We start from the raw sequence: 17,945 nt of genomic DNA, 5'->3' as shown, positions 1-17,945 counted from the left end.
TCAAAACCATTATATTCCATATGTAAAATCAACTTATTTTCTCTTAAGATTTTTTTAAATTTTATTTCAAATTTGAATAAATAATATATTATTGTAAAAGTAAAAGAAGTCTTAAAGACTCCTTTTAATACAGACTATATTGCTACTATTAATCCAACTATTAATGCACTAAGTACACTTACTGTAAAACCACCTATCATTCCTCTGAACGCTAGCTTAGCTAACTGATTTCTTTTTTCCGGACAAAATACAGATATTCCAGATATACATATACCTATAGAACCTACATTAGCAAATCCACATAATGAAACAGAAAGAACTAAAGCTGTCCTTGGATCAAGAGTTTTTATAACTTCTCCCAATTGACCAAAGGCAACAAATTCATTTAATACTAATTTACTTCCAAGTAATTGGCCTGCAAGCTGAGCATTATTCATGTCAAATCCCATTAAATATCCTAATGGTGCAAATAGTACAGAAAGTATTTGCTCTAAAGATAATCCAAATATTCCAAGAATACCATTAACAAGTGCAACTAAAGATAATATTGCTATAAGAGATGCTCCTATACCAAGAACCATATTAAGTCCATCATTTGCTCCTTGAGATATTGCTGAGATTAAATTAGGATTATCACCCTTATTATCAATCTTGATTTCTTCAGCTTCATCTATTTTTAATTCTTTATTTTCTGGTAACATAAGTTTTGAAACTATTATACTACTTAAAGGAACTAAAGCTCCACCTATTAATAAATATTTCATTGGTATACCCATACCTGAATATCCCATAAGTACTGTAGCAGACATACTACCCATTCCCGAAACTAAAACAAGCATTATTTCACTTTCAGTCATATTTTTTAAGTATTTACTTACTAATATTGGTGATTCAGTTTGTCCAAGGAACATATTTGCAGTAGCAACAAAACTCTCTACTTTTGAAGTTCCAAGTACCTTACCTATTATACCACCTATAACTTTAACAACAGATCCTATAACTCCTAAATAATATAATGCTGAAACTAAAGCTGAGATAAAAATTATGTTTCCTAATGTTTGTATTCCAAATATAAATCCTGTTGGCGCTCCACCATCAGCTAAAGATCCAAATATAAATTCAAGACCTTCCCTTCCATAACCTAATATATTAGTTACCACATCAGATACTTTCTCGATTAATACTTGCCCTAAGGGAAATTTAACTAGCAAAAATGCTAGTACAAATTGTAACACTAATGCTTTTAATATCATCTTCTTGTCTATTAACTTTTTATTTGAAGAAAAGAAATATAATATACCTAGTAAAACAATTATACCTATTATGTTTAATAATATTGTCATTTTATCAACCCATCTTCCATATTTTTTGTATCAATTTATTTATATATATTAACACTTTAATTATTATATACTGTACTTATGTATATTTTCAATATTTTTATACATTTTTCTACATTTTTCTACAACAATTTTATCAAAAGCAATAAAATTTATATGTTGACAATTTTCAGTAAATTTTGTATCATTACTTCATAAAACAAAATTCAACGTAGTAACTTAAGGAGAAAAAATGAAAAATATAAGTCTAACTAAAAACACACAATTTAATTTATATTATTTTAGCTATTTTAGATAGATTTGTATTTATGAGATATGTAAAATTATCATAGGTACAAATCTAAAAAATTTGTATCTATGATGGCTAGAATTAATTTGTTATGCAAAGCCACATGGATAATCACTATGTAGCTTTTATTAATCCTAGGCCTAAAGCCACATAGTGTATGCTATGTGGCTTTTTATATATTAAAATTTAAATCTGAGGTGTAAAAAATGAATAAAAATAAAGATATAATAATAATTGGTTTTGCCCTTTTTTCTATGTTTTTTGGAGCAGGAAACTTAATATTCCCTCCTTTTATAGGTATGATTTCAGGTAGTAATTGGCTAATAAGTTTTTTAGGGTTTGTATTAGCTGATGTTGGAATAATTTTGTTATCAATCAATGCTGTGGCTAAATCTGGTTCTTTCCAAAATATTGTTGGTAAGGCAGGCAAAAAATTTGGAGTTGCTTTAGAGGTTATAATGATGCTTTGTCTTGGTCCTATACTAGTTATACCAAGGACAGCAGCTACAACATTTGAAATGAGTATATTACCACTTACTTCTTCTATTAATTCAGTGATTTTTTCTATTTTATTTTTTGGATTGACGTTTATATTAACAATAAAACCCACAAAAGTTATGGATATAATAGGCAAATTTTTAACTCCAGTTCTTCTAATTGCTTTAGGACTTTTAATAACAAAGGGAATTGTGTCTCCTATTGGTCAATTGAATATAAATACTGACAATAATTTATTTGTAAATGGACTTAGCCAAGGATACCAAACTATGGACGCTTTAGGTATAGGAGGAGTTACAACTTTAATAATGACTTCTTTTATAAGTAAAGGATATATCGATAAAAAAGAGAATATATCTATGACTTTAAACTCTGCAATTATTGCTGGATGTGGACTAGTTATTGTATATGGTGGATTAGCATACTTAGGGGCAACAGTTTCAACAGTATACGATGCATCTATTTCTCAAACTGCTTTACTTGTAAATATAACTAATAGTTTACTAGGTAAAAGTGGAATTGTATTACTTGGTATAATTGTTGCATTTGCATGTCTTACTACATCTATAGGCTTAACCTCCGTTACTGCTAAATATTTTGAAGATGTAACTAATAAAAAATTAAAATACTCTCATTTAGTTACTTTTATTTGTATCTTTAGTTCTGTAGCTTCTAACCTAGGTGTAGATAAAATAATAGCTATTGCAGCTCCAATTTTAACTATTATTTATCCTGTATCTCTATTATTGGTAATTATGAGTACGTTTAACAAATGTTTTTCTAAATCAGCAGTTTTTAAATGCTCAGCTTATATAACTTTATTAATAGGTTTATTAAATGTTATTGATAGTTTAGGTATAAATATAGACTTTGTACATAAATTGCCTTTAGACTCCATTGGATTTAACTGGGTAGTACCAGCTATAATAGGAGGCCTTATAGGCAAATTTATAATAAACGATAAGAGAAATAAAGATAATTTAAGTAAAATTAGTGCATAAAAAAATGGCCAACATCTAGTTGGCCATTTTTTTATTTTAATATTTCTATAGTTATATTTTTTATACCCCAATCATTACAATTTTTTTCTGTTGGCATAAATATATCTATTGTATTTCCTTTTATTGCTCCTCCACAGTCCTCTGCAGTAAATACTTTATCTAGCTCTTTTATATAAACCTTTGTTCCATATGGTATTACACTTGGATCTACTGCTATTGTCCCATATTTTGGAACTGTACCTGTAGCTGTTATTCCGTCTCCAGTATACGCATAAGCCTTAACATTTAAAGTCTTTGCTACATCTTTTGATGTATTATCTGATGTTGTAGTAATATAGTCAGTACTTACCCATCCTGTATTATTTTGTGAGTACTGAATTTCATGCCATCCATTATTTGTTGATAAAATTTCTACTTTTTCATCTTTACCAAGTTTTCCTATTATGGAATATGATGTTGACGCACCGCTTCTCACATTTAATGAAGTTGTTGTTACTGTTCCTGAAGTAGTATTTTTTGATATATAGTCATCACATGACCATCCAGTTTTGTTGTCGCCGTATTCTATTTCATACCATCCATCTCTTGATGATAATATTTCTACTTTTTCGCCTTTGCTAATCTTTCCTAATACTGAATATGATGTTGAAGCTCCACTTCTAACGTTTAATGAAGTTACTGTAACTGTTCCTGTAATATTTGCTGCATCTGCCTTACTTATTGATGCAAAAGCTGATACAGTTAACATCATAGCTAATGTTATAGTTCTTATTGTTTTTTTTATCATAAGTCTCCCCCCGTTATTATTTTATTTTAATCTAATCACTTTCGTTATTGTCGAATTTTGTAATTCCATGAATCTATTTTATTACACTTTTGTAACTTTTGAAAGCTTTTTTTGTGTAAAAGTTACAAACAGGTAACAAATATCTTTATTTTCTTAATTATTTTGTCTAAAATCACATAAGCATTTTCAAGAGTTTCAATTGTGTTAGCCTTAAATAATTTTAGTTAGAAAAAATATTTTATTTTTTTTAACTTTTTTTATTTTTTAATAAAAAAGAGAGGATTTTACTCCTCTCTTTTTCCTATATATTACATTAATTAAACTTACACATGACTATTTTAGCCTTACAAATCAAAAGCTTCATAATGGCATATTAATTTTAAAAGTATTATTAAATAGTAAGTCGATTATATATATATACCCAATGCTATACATTTAAAACATTTTTAATATCTACTATTTTATCAGTACACTATTTTTACTTAATAAATTTATCTATTGCACTATTTAAGTCTTGAAGAACTTTTTCATCTCCAGTTTCTAGCGCATCTACAATACAGTGTTCTATATGATCTTGTAAAATTATTTTCCCTATATTATTAATAGAAGATTTTACAGCTGAAACTTGTATTAAAACTTCACTACAATCTCGTCCTTCTTCTACCATTCTTTTTACAGACTCCAAATGTCCAATAGCTCTAGAAAGTCTATTTATTACTGCTTTTGTATTTTTGTGAGAATGATTGTGGTTGTGTTCTTTATTATTTTCCATTTTATTCATCTCCCTTCTTCTTAATTATATAGCTATACTTTTCCATTTTCCATGATTAAATCTTATAATAAGTATGAATGCTCTTACAGTAATGTCAATAGCATATGCTATCCATACTCCAAATAACCCCAAATTCATTATTATTCCTAAAAAATATCCTATACCAACTCTTACACCCCAAATTCCAAATAATGTGGTATACATAGGAAATTTAGTATCTCCTGCTCCTTGCAATGCACTAGTAAAGATTTGCGTTATAGCAATAAAGCACTGAAAAAGTGCAATTAATCTAAGTACATTAATCACCATAATTTGTACCTGATCAGTATTTGTAAATATTTTTACTATTTGTGGAGCAAATATAAATAAAAATATGCCTATCAATACCATACAAGCAGTAGTTATTATATCAGCTAAATATACTATTTCTCTTGATTTTTCACTATCTCCCTCTCCTAAGCTAATACCAACAAGAGTTGCTGTTGCCACACCGAATCCTAGAGCTGGAATATAAGTATAACTTTCAATGTTTCCTGCAATATTATGCGCAACATAAGCTGAAACTCCAATAGAAATAATCATACTATTATAAACTAATTGGCCCAATCTCATTATTAACTTTTCTATTCCTGCAGGTGCTCCAATTTTAATTATAGCTTTTAAAGTATCCTTTCCCTCTTTAATAGCCTCTTTATTAATTTTTACATGAATATTGCACGTTTTAAGCTTAATTAATAATATAGCTACATTTATACACCTAGAAATAGTCGTTGCTAAAGCTAATCCTATAATCCCCATATTCATTTTTATAAAAAGTATATTTAATATTAAATTTAATATATTAGCGAAAGCAGTGGCAATCATAGGCGTTTTTGTATCTTTTGTTGATCTTAAACAACTAGATAAAATCAATGATAAGCACAAAAATATAATTGGAACAGCAACAACTAAATAATAAGGTATAGTAAAGTCTAAAACCTCATTAGTTGCTCCACACAGGTTTAAAATCTGCTCATAAAATAATATATTAATTATTCCTACAACTAAACTAATTATAATTCCTAAAAAAATTGATTGTTCCGTAGCTTCTTTAACCTTATCCATTTCTCCTTTTCCAAAATTTCTTGCAACAACAGCACTTGTTCCTATGCTAATAGCTGTAAAAAATACAATAAATACATTCATAATTAAGTTAGTCACACCTATAGCTGCAATAGCATTATCATTGATTTGTCCAGCAAAATAAGTATCTACAGTTCCAAGCAGAGTTTGAAGTATATTCTCTATAATTACAGGAATGGCTAAGGTAATAATAGTTATTATGTTATTTTTATTTTTAAGTAAATAATCCATAATATCCCTCCCATATCCCCCCTAGGGGGTTATAAAAATTATAGCACTTACTTAAATCGATGACAATAAAAAAGAAGGTCTAATTTACACTAAATATGTAAATTAGCCTTCTTTTTATTAATTAAAAACATTTAAATATTTACGCTAACTTCTTTAACTTCATCTATTTCTTCTTTACTTAATTTAGAAATATAATACGATATAGGTTTATTATCAATAATCAACCCTTTGTTTAAATCCATAAGAGGAATTAATACAAAAGCCCTCTCTTTAATTCTTGGGTGTGGTAAAGTCAACTTTTCGTCATTACTTATTATATTGTTAAAAAACAAAATATCCACATCAATAGTTCTCGGTCCCCATTTTATTACTCTTTTTCTGTTTAGCATCTCTTCTATTTCATGGCAAACTTCTAATAGTTCTATAGAAGATAATGAAGTTTCTATCTCCATACATATATTTAAAAAATCCTCTTGCTCTGTATATCCCCATGCCTTTGTTTCATAGACTTTTGATATTTTTAAAATATTAATATTTCCATGTTGCTGAAGAGTTTTACAGGCTTGTCTTAAATATCCTTCTCTATGTCCCATATTAGTTCCTAGACCTAAATAAGCTCTATTCATCTTTATCTCTCCTAATTTCCACAGCAAAATAATCAAAAATACCATTTACAGGCGCTTCTGGTTTTTTCACTCTAACCATAATAGATTTAATAATAGTGTAGCTTTCTAAAACCTCTCCTGCAATGGCCTCTGCCAAAGCTTCTATTAAATCAAATCTTTTATTTTCTGTTATATCTTTTATTATTTCATATATATCTGCATAACTAACAGATTTTGTTAAATCATCACTTTTGCCAGCTTCTTTTGTACTAAGAAAAAGTTCAACGTCTATAAAAAACTTTTGACCCAATACTTTTTCTGCCTCTAAAACTCCATGATAACCGTAAAAACCTAAATTACTTAAAATTATTTTATCCATAATTAACCTCTATATATTCTATCTGCAATTTTTGCAGCTTGTAGATTTTCTTTTACATCATGAACTCTAACTATTTCAACACCATCTCTTATTCCACAAACTGTTGTTGCTACAGTAGCTTCAATTCTTTCTCTAGGTTCTCCTCCAACTATATTTCCTAAAACAGATTTTCTTGAGGTTCCAAGCAAAATTGGATACCCTAGGCTTTTAAGTTCATTTAACCTTTTTAATACTTCTAAATTTTGTTCGAAAGTCTTTCCAAATCCTATCCCTGGATCTAAAACTATTTTTTCTTTTTTCACTCCAGCTTTTAAAGCTTTGCCTATGCTACAATTCAAAAATTCTTTTATACTTTCCATTATATCTTTGTCATAGTCTGTTCCTTCTTGATTATGCATAATACAAACAGAAGCATCATATTTTCCTATAATATTAGCCATATTTTCATCATAAGTTAATCCCCAAATGTCATTAATCATATCAGCTCCCAACTTTAATGCTTCTTCAGCCACTTGTGATTTATATGTGTCTATAGATATGGGCACATTAATACTATTTTTAAGTGTTTTTATCACAGGAACTATTCTTTCTATTTCTTCCTCAGCTGAAACAAATTTATGACCTGGCCTAGTAGACTCCCCTCCAACATCTATTATATCTGCTCCATCTTCAATCATTTCTTTAGCATGTTTAACTGCTATTTCCACACTTGTATAGTTTCCTCCATCTGAAAAACTATCTGGAGTAACATTTAGAATTCCCATTATGTAAGTTTTTTTACCATATTCAAACATCAGATTTCTCCTCATATATTAATCAAATTTAATTAAACTCATAGCTTCGCTTCTTGCTAAAGCATCTTTCTCAAAGATTCCTCTAACAGCTGATGTTATTGTTTTACTTCCTGGTTTTTTAACACCACGCATTGTCATACACATATGCTCAGCTTCAACTACAACCATTACTCCATATGGCTCTAATTCTTCCATAATAATATTGGCAGTTTCCTTTGTGATTCTTTCTTGTAGCTGAGGTCTTCTTGCAAAAGTTTCTATAACTCTTGCTAATTTAGAAAGTCCTGTAAGTTTTCCATCTTTTGGTATATAAACAATATGAGCCTTTCCAAAAAAAGGAACTAAATGATGTTCACAACTTGAATAAAAAGGTATATCTTTTACTACTACCATTTCTTCATGGTTTTCATTTTTAAATAAAACTTTTAGATGTTCTTTAGGATCTTCATGAAGTCCGCTAAATATTTCTTCATACATTCTTGCTACTCTATCTGGCGTCCCTATTAATCCTTCTCTATCTGGGTCTTCTCCTATTGCTATTAATATTTCTCTAACTGCCTTTTCTATAGCAGGTTTATCAACTGTTCTTCTTTCCCCCATTGCTTACCTCCAAAATTATAAGTTTTTTAAAATATAGTCTGTTACTTTTATTATTTTTTTATATTTATCAGGTCCACAAACATTACATATTATTTTATATAATATGGGCTCTTGAACCTTTAAAGATTTTAGTAACTTTTTATCTTTTGGTAACCAAATATCATTAATAAGATAATACATTTTTATGATTTTATTTAAGTACATATAAATCAGAAAATCATATTCAAATTCTTCATATTCGTCTTCATATTTTAGTCTTGATATATCTGATAATAATCGACTCGCATGAAGTCTTTTTTCTTCTTTTGATAATTTATTTGGCCCTTCATTATATTTTTCTTCACATAATGACAAAATTCCTTTTCCAAAATCATTTTCATCATATAATAATTTTCCATCTTTTATATTTAGAAAAAAATATGTTTTACTTTCTATAAAGTCATAACAACCTTTTATAGAAATATAATTAAAATCAAATTCTATTTTATCAATCATTTCAATTTTTCTAATCTGATTTTTTTCTTGATTTTTTATAATAATAAATAAGTCTACATCATTTACTTTAGGATTTTGTTCATAAATTTTTTCTTTACTAGAGCCTACATGAATAATAGACTTAACATTTTTATCTTTCTTTAAATTTTCTATTACTTTTTCAAAAGTACTATAAATATCGTTGTTCATAAACCCCCTCCTAGGAGTAAGAGTACATATTCGTTATGTTTTTGTCAATAATATAAGCTATTTTTCCATTAAAAAACATTTTGTTGTTTTAAAATATCTAATGATTCTTCTATACAATTAAAATCCATCTCAAGTACTACAAATTCTGGGTTTAACGATAAAATATTTTTTAATTCGTCTTCACCTAAATTTCCTTTTAATATCCCTAAATGTTCATCTTCAGTTCCATAATTATCATTAAGATGGATTACTTTTGTTTTATTTTTTAATAAACTATAGTTACTTTTACAAATTAAATTGTGTCCACTATCAAAGCAAAAACTTATGGATTTATTATGTTCAAATATATACTTAAAATCTTCTACATCACTTCCCAAATTAGAAAAATCTCCTCCTTTTGTATAAGTGTTTTCTATTGTAATATGTAGAGGATTCTTTTCTAATAATAATTTATTAAAAAAATCTACTATATTATTTAAATATTTTTCTTTGTTTTTACTTAACCTAGTTGTCATAGCATAGCCTAAATGCATATTTAAATATGATACATTTAAAAACTTCAATTTTTCATTTAATATGTCAATATACTCTATCCACTTTTCCTTAATATACATAATCTCTTCACAAGGATTAAGCTCCATGGGTAAATGAATCCCCACACTTAAATTAAGTTTTTTTATATCATTTTTATATTTTATAAGCTCTTCACAATCATAAAGGTTATCAATACCTATCTCTATATGGTTTATTTCTTTATTTTTATTACATATTTCTAAAGCTTCATTTATATTAAATATTAATGAAGATATGCCTACCCTTATATTTTTACCATCCATCATTTTATCCCCTTATTTTATATTAATGTAATTATAAGTAAAGCTTAGTTTCCATCTTTTTATCATAAACAGACCAAGTATCTTCTTTTGTTTCTTCTTTAATTTGGTTGATTTTGTTTAAAGAAGCATCAACTGTATCAGCAAAATTTAATATTATTGATTCTTCCATATTAGCTTTTTTAGGTGATCCGTATTCCAACCTACCATGGTGTTGAGTAATGCATCCCTTTATTCTAGTTATAAAATCTTCACCAAAAGGAATATTCAGTTCTATAATTGCCCTATCAATCATTTGAACTCCAATAACAATATGACCTTCTAATTCTCCTTCTAAAGTATATTTAAAAGGACCACTATAATCCATTTCGTATATTTTCCCTATATCATGAAGCTTAGCACTTAAAACTGCAATTTCTCTCCTTCTACAATCATATATATCACATAATATTTTTGTCAAATACATTACACCTAAAGTATGCTCAGCTAAACCTCCAATATAGTTATGATGCATGCTAACTCCACCAATTCCTCGTTTAAATTTTTCTAAAAATTTCTCATCTTTAAAAAAATAATCATCTAGTATTTTGCCTTGTGGTGATATTATACATTCTCTACTTATTGCTTCAATATCTTCCATAATTTCATCTATATTTCTACTTACAGTTGCAAGATAATCATCAACATCATATTCTTCTATTATTTTAACTTGGAAAACATCTAATATATAATTTTTAACACCTTCAATTTCGATAACTTCACCTGGTTCTAGTTTTACTTTTACAGGAATTTTTGCATTTATATATCCACTTTTATCGCTTAATAAATAAAGCATCTTATTTCCGTCTTTATATAATTTCTTATTTACCATAAGAGAAATTTTCACACTTCCATCTTTTAAATCTTTAAGATATAATTTTTTTTCTGCCATAATATTTCTCCTTAATTATAAAGTTAGTCATTAAAAAAGCTCTAGATTTAAATATAAACTATCTAATCTAGAGCTTTTCGCAAAAGACATAGGTTATAGCCTAAACTTTTGACTTATGTTTCTCAAACTTTTTTATACTATCAAAAGGTTAGACAATGCTAGCTTTTACCTAGTTAGTTTGAGATTTTGTTGATATTTGATCAACTAATATTATATTAACCACTAACTTAATTTTAATTCAAAAATAAAAAATATCATAAGTCATATAAATTTATCATAACTTCACGTAAATATATTACTAAAAATAGACATGCAATTTGCATGTCTATTTTTAAACTATTATAATTCACTAACTATAGTTTTAACTAATGCTAAGAATTCTCCTTGAGCTTTTTGAGTAGTTTCTATTACTTCTTCATGATTTAAAGGTTGATCAAGTATTCCTGCAGCCATATTTGTTATGCAAGAAATTCCCACAACTTTAAGTTTACTGTGTGATGCAACTATAACTTCTGGAGCTGTTGACATTCCCACTGCATCCGCTCCTAAAACTCTTGCCATTCTTACCTCTGCTGGAGTTTCATAAGTTGGGCCTGAGAAGAATGCATACACACCTTCTTGAACTTTTATATTTAACTTATCTGCACATTTTTTAGCTAGTTCAACATATTCTTTTGTATATGCAGATGACATGTCTGGGAATCTTGTTCCTATTCTATTATCATTTGGCCCTATTAAAGGATTGTTTCCAGATAAATTTATATGATCTTGTATTATCATTAAGTCTCCTGGTTTAAAATCTTTATTAGCTCCACCTGCTGCATTAGTTACAAATATAGTTTCCACACCTAATTCTTTCATTACTCTTACTGGGAAAGTTATCATTTCCATTGAGTATCCTTCATAGTAGTGGAATCTTCCTTGCATTGCTACAACAGTCTTTCCTTGTAAATTACCTATAACTAATTGTCCTGCATGACCTTCTACTGTTGACACAGGGAAGTTTGGTATTTCATCGTATTTTATTTTTATAGGATTTTCTATTTCATCAGCTAATACTCCAAGACCTGATCCTAATATTAATCCTATGTTTGGTTTTATTTCTGTTTTTGAATTTATATAATCTACTGATTCTTGTATTTTAGTATATAAATCTTTCATTGTTTCACCTCATATATCTTTATTAAATTAATAATAATTTTTTATTATAAATCTATTTTACCCATTTTCTTTTTTTCTTTCAATCTATTTCCAAATAAAGTTTTTATATATAATTTATATAGCAACTACTGCTCCTACTATTAAAGCACTTAATAAACTTACTAAGAAACCACCTATCATTCCTCTAAAGGCAAGTTTTGCAAGTTGATTTCTTTTTTCTGGACAAAATACTGATATTCCTGATATACATATACCCATTGAAGATATGTTGGCAAATCCACATAAAGATATTGTCATCATAAGACCAGTTCTATAATCTAATCCATTTATTATTTGTCCTAATTGTCCAAATGCAACGAACTCATTTAATACTAATTTACTTCCAAGTAACTGAGATGCAGTAAAAATTTCTGCCTTATCTAATCCCATTAAGAATCCAAGAGGAGAAAATACATAAGATAGAATTTTTTCTAGAGAAAGGCCTACTGCTCCTAAAGCTCCATTAACAAGAGCAACTAAAGATATAATTGCAATAAGGGATGCCCCTATACCAAGAGCCATATTAAGTCCATCGTTAGCACCTTGGGCTATGGCTGATATTAAATTGGCATTATCACCTTTATTATCTATTGTTACTTCATCAGAAACTATTCCTGTTGCTATAGGTTCTGCAATTTCAGCCTCTATAAGAGTGTCATCTATATTAGTAATATCTTCCTTTATATTAGCTAATTCTTCTTTTTTATTTTCTGGTAGAAGTATTTTAGAAACTATAATACTTCCTAGAGGAACCAAGGCTCCACCTATTAATAAGTATTCCATTGGTATACCCATTCCTGCATATCCCATAAGAACAGTCGCTGACATACTTCCCATACCAGATATTAACACAAGCATTATTTCACTTTCGCTCATTTCAGGCAAATATTTTGATACAAGAATTGGTGATTCAGTTTGTCCAAGAAACATATTCGCAACAGCAACGAAGCTTTCAACCTTGCTAGTTCCAAGTACTTTACCTATTGCTCCACCTATTACTTTAACAACGGCACCTATAATTCCTAAATAGTATAGAGCTGCAACTAAAGCAGAGATAAATATAATATTTCCAAGAACTGATATTCCAAATATCATTCCTGTAGGAGCACTTGAATCAGATAATGATCCAAATACAAAGTTTAAGCCTTCTCTACCATAACTTAATACATTAGTAACAACATCAGATACTTTTTGAATACCTATTCTACCCAGGGGGAACTTTACTAATAAAAAAGTTAATATAAATTGTAATACAAGAGCTTTTAATATCATCTTTTTATCTATATTTTTCTTATTGGACGAAAATAAATATAGCCCAAATATTACTACCATTATTCCTAAAATATTAATTAATATCGTCATCTTATTCTCCCATTTTTTATTTTATTAATTCTAAGAATGATTTCCCTATTTCAAAATCATATTCTTTGTTGTCATCATTAAAATTATTCAATATAGTCATTCCTATATCTGCCATAGAGCTTAATTCATTTAATTTAATAGGGTTTTCTAAATTTTTATTGTAAATTAAAACTGGAACGTATTCTCTAGTATGATCAGTTCCTTTAAATGTTGGATCATTTCCATGGTCTGCTGTGATAATTAATAAATCATCATCATTCATTTCTTTTATTAATTCTCCAAGCTTATTATCAAAAGACTCTAAAGCATTTTTGTATCCTATAGGATCTCTTCTATGACCAAATAAGGCATCAAAATCTACTAGATTTAAAAATACTAGTCCTTCATATAAATTTTCTTTTGCTATATTTATAAGTTCATTTATTCCATCTTCATTGCTTTTACTTTTTATGCTTTTAGTTATACCTTGATAAGAGTATATATCTCCTATTTTTCCTATACCAACCACATCTAAATCTTTTTCTTTAAGAACATCTAATATTGTGTTTTTAGGTGGTCTCAAGGCATAATCTTTTCTATTTGCTGTACGTTTGAAGTTTTCTTTATTTGTTCCTACAAAAGGCCTAGCTATAATTCTACCAACCTTGTATTCTTCTTTTAGAGTAATTTTTCTAGCTATTTCACAAACTCTATAAAGTTCTTCTAAAGGTATAATTTCTTCATTTGCTGCAATTTGTAATACGCTATCTGCTGAAGTATATAAAATTAATGCTTTGCTTTGTATATGTTCTTCACCTAAATTTTTTATTATTTCTGTTCCTGATGCTGAAATATTTCCTATAAACTTATGACCACTTTTCTCTTCAAGTTCATCTATTAACTCCTTTGGAAATCCTGTATCTGTAAATACTTTAAATGGTTCTTTTATAAGTATTCCTGCCATTTCCCAATGTCCTGTTATTGTATCTTTTCCTTTAGATAATTCGCCACATTTTGTACTATAAGCTATTTGATTTTCTACAGATTTTACACCATCAATTTTTTGAATATTTCCAAGACCCATTTTTTGCATGTTTGGAAGATTTAATCCTCCTGTAGCTTTAGCTATGTTGCAAAGAGTATTGGCACCTTCGTCCCCATACTCTTTTGCATCATTTAAAGCACCTATGCCTACAGAATCTAATACTGTTAAAAATACTCTGTTAAATTTTTTCATATTAATACCCTGAACATTCTTCATTATTTATTAATTTTATTATTCTGCTTGTCCCAAGTCTTGTAGCTCCAATTTCTATAAATTGAGAAGCAGTTTCTAAATCAGATATTCCACCTGCAGCTTTTATAAGTACATCTTTTCCAACATTATCAGCGAATAGTTTTAAATCTTGTGCTGTAGCTCCTCCACTGCTAAATCCAGTTGAAGTTTTTATATAATCAGCTTTTGCATTTGTTACACATTTACACATAGCAATTTTTTCTTCTTCAGTTAAAAGACAAGTTTCTATTATTACTTTTAATATTTTTTCACCACATGCTTCTTTTATTGCTTTTATCTCATCTTCTATTTCTTCAAATCTATTTTCTTTTACCATTCCTAGATTTATCACCATATCTATTTCGTCTGCTCCTTTAGATATAGCATCTTTTGTTTCATATACTTTTACATCAGTTGTATTATATCCATTTGGGAATCCTATTACTGTACAAACTTGCATTTTATCTCCCACATATTCTTTTGCTTTTTTTACGAAAGAAGGTGGTATACATACTGATGCTACTTCGTATTTCATAGCATCATCACATATTATTTTTATATCTTCCCAAGTTGATGTTTGCTTTAACAAAGTGTGATCTACTGTTTTTAAAATAGTTTTATTATCCATTGTCTCTCTCCTATTAAATACTGTTAATTTTAAAGCTTTTAATTTCTATATCATTTTATGAATTATTGGAGCTTTTTCAGCTTTTTTATCTGCTATAGTATAAGCACTTAATAACTCTTCTTCTGCTTTTTCAAACTTAGATTCATCTGATGAGTAAAGAGTTGCTAATACATCTCCTACCTTCACATAATCTCCCATTTTCTTTTCTAAAATAATTCCTGCTCCATAATCTAAATCATCTTCTTTAGTGTGTCTTCCAGCTCCTGTTAATAATGAAGATATTCCTACTTTCTCAGCATTTAATGCATATACATATCCTTCTTTAGTAGCTTTAACTTCATGAGTTAGGGGTGCTATTGTAAATAACTCTGAATTATCTATTACAGATGGATCTCCTCCTTGAAGTACTGCTAATTCTCTTAATTTAGCTAGCGCACTTCCATCTTCTAAGCATTTTTCTAGTTTTTTTCTTCCTTCTTCCATAGTTTCAACTAGTTCCCCAAGCATTAACATTCTTGATCCTAATTGAAGAACTAACTCCCTTAAATCTTCTGGTCCTTTTCCTTTTAATATTTCTATAACTTCTTTTAATTCAAGAGCATTACCTATTGCATATCCTAAAGGCTCTCCATTTAAAGTTATTGCAGCAGAAGTATTTCTTCCTAAACTTTTTCCTATACTAACCATAGCTTTTGCTAATTCTTCAGCATTTTCAGCTGTTTTCATAAATGCACCTTCACCATATTTAACATCTAGTAATATGGCATCAGATCCTGAAGCTATTTTTTTACTCATTATACTTGCCGCTATTAAAGGTATACTATCAACAGTTGCAGTTACATCTCTAAGTGCATATATTTTTTTATCTGCTGGTACTAAGTTTTGTGTTTGTCCTGCAATAACAAGTCCTGCATTTTGTACCATTTCTTTAAATTTGTCTTCTTCCACAGATATATCAAAGCCTGGTATTGACTCCAATTTGTCTAATGTTCCTCCTGTATGTCCAAGTCCTCTTCCTGATAATTTAGCAACTTTTCCTCCTGCTGCTGCAACCATAGGTACTAATATTAAAGATGTTTTATCTCCAACTCCACCAGTACTATGCTTATCAAGTTTTATTCCATCTATCATACTTAAATCAACTACATCTCCTGAATTAACCATTGCCATAGTTAAATTTGCAGTTTCTTCTTTTGTAAATCCATTTATATATATAGCCATTAATAATGCAGATGTTTGATAATCTGGTATTTCACCATTTGTATACTTTTCCACAAAAAATTCTATTTCTTCTTTACTTAATTCTTCTTTGTCTCTTTTTTTAGATATAATATCGTACATTCTCATTGGTTTTTCCCCCTTATGTGTTAAAATTATCTCACTACATTTTCTATAATTTTATTATACAAAGGAAAACATTTTCTTTACATAAATTATATTGAGGTTTGTTATAACAATATTGATGTATTTTGGTAGATACATCTCTAAATGAATACTAATATGCAATATTTTTGACATTTTATAAAAATATTGACACACAATAAAAAATAACCCACCATAAATGTGAGTTATTTTTTATTATTTAAGTATTCATCTAGTTCATCTTTGGTAGATGGTATTATAATTTTCCCATCAATAATTAGTTTTTTTATTTCTTCTACTTTTTTAATTATGTTAGAAGTAATTTTGACATTAGAACCTTCTCTTTCATATCCTATAACATCATCTTCTAGCCCTAACTCTTTTACACCTGCCATCCACTTATCATTTACTAAAGACTCAATCTCATTATATATGATCATATCGGCATACCTAGTTGCTGTTGAAACTATGTAATCTGGCTCGTATACGTTTTGATTCGAATCCACACCAAAAACATATTTATTCATTTCTTTCGCTGCAGCAAATACTCCAAATCCTGATTGACCTGCCAATTGCTGAATATAATTCACACCTTTTTTATACATTAAAAGACCAATTTCTTTTGCTTTTGCTGGATTATCAAAATCACCTACAGTGGCCTTTATTACATTTATATTTGGGTTAATATATTTCACTCCAGCTTCAAATCCAATAGCACCTTCTTCCAAATAACTTAAGTTTTTTCCTAAAATTACACCTACGCTATCATTTTCTAGCTTTGACTCAGTTGTACATAATCCTGCTAAGACACCATTTAAAAATGTTTGCTCATTCCACTTCGTGTATATTGAGCTAACATTAGGCAAACTTAATTTAGAGTCTATAATAGTAAATCTTTGCTTTGGGTATTCTTTTGCTATTTTTTTAATAGCATCTTCTTGTTCTTCTCCTAATCCTATTATCAAATCATATTTATCATCTTTGGCATAATTTAAATATGCGTCATCATAATCCTCATTATTTTTCACATGTATATAATCAAATTCTATTCCTAACTTTTCTTGAGCTTGTAACATACCTTCGTAACATAAATCATTAAAAGACTTGTCCCCAAGTCCTGTTTGATTAAATATAATACCTATCTTAAATATTTTTTTCTCTTCTTCATTATTAAGTAAATTTTTTTTATTACTATCTACTAAAAAAATCATAAATAACATTACTATAAATAATATTAGAATTGTTTTAATCTTAGTTTTATTCATTTATACT

18 protein-coding genes are annotated in these 17,945 nt (G+C 28.3%); 1 reads left to right on the top strand and 17 read right to left on the bottom strand.

Annotated features, from left to right (window positions below; translation table 11 throughout):
- Positions 1–134: 134 nt before the first annotated feature.
- Complete coding sequence (locus K0040_RS01210) at positions 135–1,343, bottom strand: NupC/NupG family nucleoside CNT transporter (protein WP_228107153.1); 1,209 nt, start codon at positions 1,341–1,343, stop codon at positions 135–137.
- Positions 1,344–1,835: 492 nt separating this feature from the next.
- Between K0040_RS01210 and brnQ the strand changes: the two genes are divergently transcribed.
- Positions 1,836–3,128 carry a branched-chain amino acid transport system II carrier protein gene (gene brnQ / locus K0040_RS01205; RefSeq protein ID WP_228107152.1) on the top strand — a complete coding sequence of 431 codons (1,293 nt, stop codon included), beginning with the start codon at positions 1,836–1,838 and terminating at the stop codon, positions 3,126–3,128.
- 31 nt (positions 3,129–3,159) lie between these two features.
- Here brnQ and K0040_RS01200 read toward each other — a convergent pair whose 3' ends face one another.
- From K0040_RS01200 to K0040_RS01125, 16 genes are all read right to left on the bottom strand, one after another.
- Positions 3,160–3,915 (bottom strand): SH3 domain-containing protein, encoded by a 756-nt coding sequence (locus K0040_RS01200; protein WP_228107151.1) that lies wholly within the window; start codon positions 3,913–3,915, stop codon positions 3,160–3,162.
- Between the two features lie 478 nt (positions 3,916–4,393).
- Positions 4,394–4,687, bottom strand: coding sequence for a metal-sensing transcriptional repressor (locus K0040_RS01195; RefSeq protein ID WP_148487490.1), 294 nt, complete (start codon positions 4,685–4,687; stop codon positions 4,394–4,396).
- 24 nt (positions 4,688–4,711) lie between these two features.
- Complete coding sequence (locus K0040_RS01190; protein ID WP_228107150.1) at positions 4,712–6,040, bottom strand: MATE family efflux transporter; 1,329 nt, start codon at positions 6,038–6,040, stop codon at positions 4,712–4,714.
- 131 nt (positions 6,041–6,171) lie between these two features.
- Positions 6,172–6,666 (bottom strand): 2-amino-4-hydroxy-6-hydroxymethyldihydropteridine diphosphokinase, encoded by a 495-nt coding sequence (gene folK, locus K0040_RS01185; protein WP_228107149.1) that lies wholly within the window; start codon positions 6,664–6,666, stop codon positions 6,172–6,174.
- Positions 6,659–7,024 carry a dihydroneopterin aldolase gene (gene folB / locus K0040_RS01180; protein WP_228107148.1) on the bottom strand — a complete coding sequence of 122 codons (366 nt, stop codon included), beginning with the start codon at positions 7,022–7,024 and terminating at the stop codon, positions 6,659–6,661. Before folB ends, folK begins: the two co-directional genes overlap by 8 nt.
- 2 nt (positions 7,025–7,026) lie before the next feature.
- Positions 7,027–7,818, bottom strand: coding sequence for a dihydropteroate synthase (gene folP, locus K0040_RS01175; protein WP_228107147.1), 792 nt, complete (start codon positions 7,816–7,818; stop codon positions 7,027–7,029).
- A gap of 18 nt (positions 7,819–7,836) precedes the next feature.
- Positions 7,837–8,418: a GTP cyclohydrolase I FolE gene (folE, locus tag K0040_RS01170; protein WP_228107146.1), complete on the bottom strand. Its 582-nt coding sequence runs from the start codon at positions 8,416–8,418 to the stop codon at positions 7,837–7,839.
- A gap of 15 nt (positions 8,419–8,433) precedes the next feature.
- Positions 8,434–9,102, bottom strand: coding sequence for a hypothetical protein (locus K0040_RS01165; RefSeq protein ID WP_228107145.1), 669 nt, complete (start codon positions 9,100–9,102; stop codon positions 8,434–8,436).
- Positions 9,103–9,170: 68 nt separating this feature from the next.
- A complete protein-coding gene (locus K0040_RS01160; RefSeq protein WP_228107144.1) occupies positions 9,171–9,938 on the bottom strand; it encodes a TIM barrel protein in 768 nt (255 codons plus the stop codon).
- 31 nt (positions 9,939–9,969) lie between these two features.
- Positions 9,970–10,866 (bottom strand): 3'-5' exoribonuclease YhaM family protein, encoded by an 897-nt coding sequence (locus K0040_RS01155; protein WP_228107143.1) that lies wholly within the window; start codon positions 10,864–10,866, stop codon positions 9,970–9,972.
- A gap of 339 nt (positions 10,867–11,205) precedes the next feature.
- Positions 11,206–12,027, bottom strand: a complete 822-nt coding sequence (locus tag K0040_RS01150) for a purine-nucleoside phosphorylase (RefSeq protein ID WP_228107142.1) — start codon at positions 12,025–12,027, stop codon at positions 11,206–11,208.
- A 114-nt stretch (positions 12,028–12,141) separates the two neighbouring features.
- On the bottom strand, positions 12,142–13,428 hold the full coding sequence (locus K0040_RS01145) for a NupC/NupG family nucleoside CNT transporter (protein WP_228107141.1): 1,287 nt from the start codon (positions 13,426–13,428) through the stop codon (positions 12,142–12,144).
- A 16-nt stretch (positions 13,429–13,444) separates the two neighbouring features.
- Entirely contained in the window at positions 13,445–14,668 is a 1,224-nt protein-coding gene (locus K0040_RS01140) for a phosphopentomutase (protein ID WP_331476259.1), read from the bottom strand.
- On the bottom strand, positions 14,646–15,311 hold the full coding sequence (gene deoC, locus K0040_RS01135) for a deoxyribose-phosphate aldolase (RefSeq protein WP_228107140.1): 666 nt from the start codon (positions 15,309–15,311) through the stop codon (positions 14,646–14,648). The genes K0040_RS01140 and deoC overlap by 23 nt, the downstream gene beginning before the upstream one ends.
- Before the next feature lie 45 nt (positions 15,312–15,356).
- On the bottom strand, positions 15,357–16,658 hold the full coding sequence (locus tag K0040_RS01130) for a pyrimidine-nucleoside phosphorylase (RefSeq protein ID WP_228107139.1): 1,302 nt from the start codon (positions 16,656–16,658) through the stop codon (positions 15,357–15,359).
- A 221-nt stretch (positions 16,659–16,879) separates the two neighbouring features.
- Positions 16,880–17,938 (bottom strand): BMP family ABC transporter substrate-binding protein, encoded by a 1,059-nt coding sequence (locus K0040_RS01125; RefSeq protein WP_228107138.1) that lies wholly within the window; start codon positions 17,936–17,938, stop codon positions 16,880–16,882.
- Positions 17,939–17,945 lie beyond the last annotated feature (7 nt).

The sequence above is a fragment of the Terrisporobacter petrolearius genome (assembly GCF_020748185.1).
GTDB classification, from domain to species: domain Bacteria; phylum Bacillota; class Clostridia; order Peptostreptococcales; family Peptostreptococcaceae; genus Terrisporobacter; species Terrisporobacter petrolearius.
This window is presented reverse-complemented; position numbering and strand designations above follow the sequence as displayed.

Coding starts and splice junctions, on each gene's coding strand:
- K0040_RS01210 (WP_228107153.1), bottom strand. CDS start 1,343: ATGACAATATTATTAAACATAATAGGTATAATTGTTTTACTAGGTATA.
- brnQ (WP_228107152.1), top strand. CDS start 1,836: ATGAATAAAAATAAAGATATAATAATAATTGGTTTTGCCCTTTTTTCT.
- K0040_RS01200 (WP_228107151.1), bottom strand. CDS start 3,915: ATGATAAAAAAAACAATAAGAACTATAACATTAGCTATGATGTTAACT.
- K0040_RS01195 (WP_148487490.1), bottom strand. CDS start 4,687: ATGGAAAATAATAAAGAACACAACCACAATCATTCTCACAAAAATACA.
- K0040_RS01190 (WP_228107150.1), bottom strand. CDS start 6,040: ATGGATTATTTACTTAAAAATAAAAATAACATAATAACTATTATTACC.
- folK (WP_228107149.1), bottom strand. CDS start 6,666: ATGAATAGAGCTTATTTAGGTCTAGGAACTAATATGGGACATAGAGAA.
- folB (WP_228107148.1), bottom strand. CDS start 7,024: ATGGATAAAATAATTTTAAGTAATTTAGGTTTTTACGGTTATCATGGA.
- folP (WP_228107147.1), bottom strand. CDS start 7,818: ATGTTTGAATATGGTAAAAAAACTTACATAATGGGAATTCTAAATGTT.
- folE (WP_228107146.1), bottom strand. CDS start 8,418: ATGGGGGAAAGAAGAACAGTTGATAAACCTGCTATAGAAAAGGCAGTT.
- K0040_RS01165 (WP_228107145.1), bottom strand. CDS start 9,102: ATGAACAACGATATTTATAGTACTTTTGAAAAAGTAATAGAAAATTTA.
- K0040_RS01160 (WP_228107144.1), bottom strand. CDS start 9,938: ATGGATGGTAAAAATATAAGGGTAGGCATATCTTCATTAATATTTAAT.
- K0040_RS01155 (WP_228107143.1), bottom strand. CDS start 10,866: ATGGCAGAAAAAAAATTATATCTTAAAGATTTAAAAGATGGAAGTGTG.
- K0040_RS01150 (WP_228107142.1), bottom strand. CDS start 12,027: ATGAAAGATTTATATACTAAAATACAAGAATCAGTAGATTATATAAAT.
- K0040_RS01145 (WP_228107141.1), bottom strand. CDS start 13,428: ATGACGATATTAATTAATATTTTAGGAATAATGGTAGTAATATTTGGG.
- K0040_RS01140 (WP_331476259.1), bottom strand. CDS start 14,668: ATGAAGAATGTTCAGGGTATTAATATGAAAAAATTTAACAGAGTATTT.
- deoC (WP_228107140.1), bottom strand. CDS start 15,311: ATGGATAATAAAACTATTTTAAAAACAGTAGATCACACTTTGTTAAAG.
- K0040_RS01130 (WP_228107139.1), bottom strand. CDS start 16,658: ATGAGAATGTACGATATTATATCTAAAAAAAGAGACAAAGAAGAATTA.
- K0040_RS01125 (WP_228107138.1), bottom strand. CDS start 17,938: ATGAATAAAACTAAGATTAAAACAATTCTAATATTATTTATAGTAATG.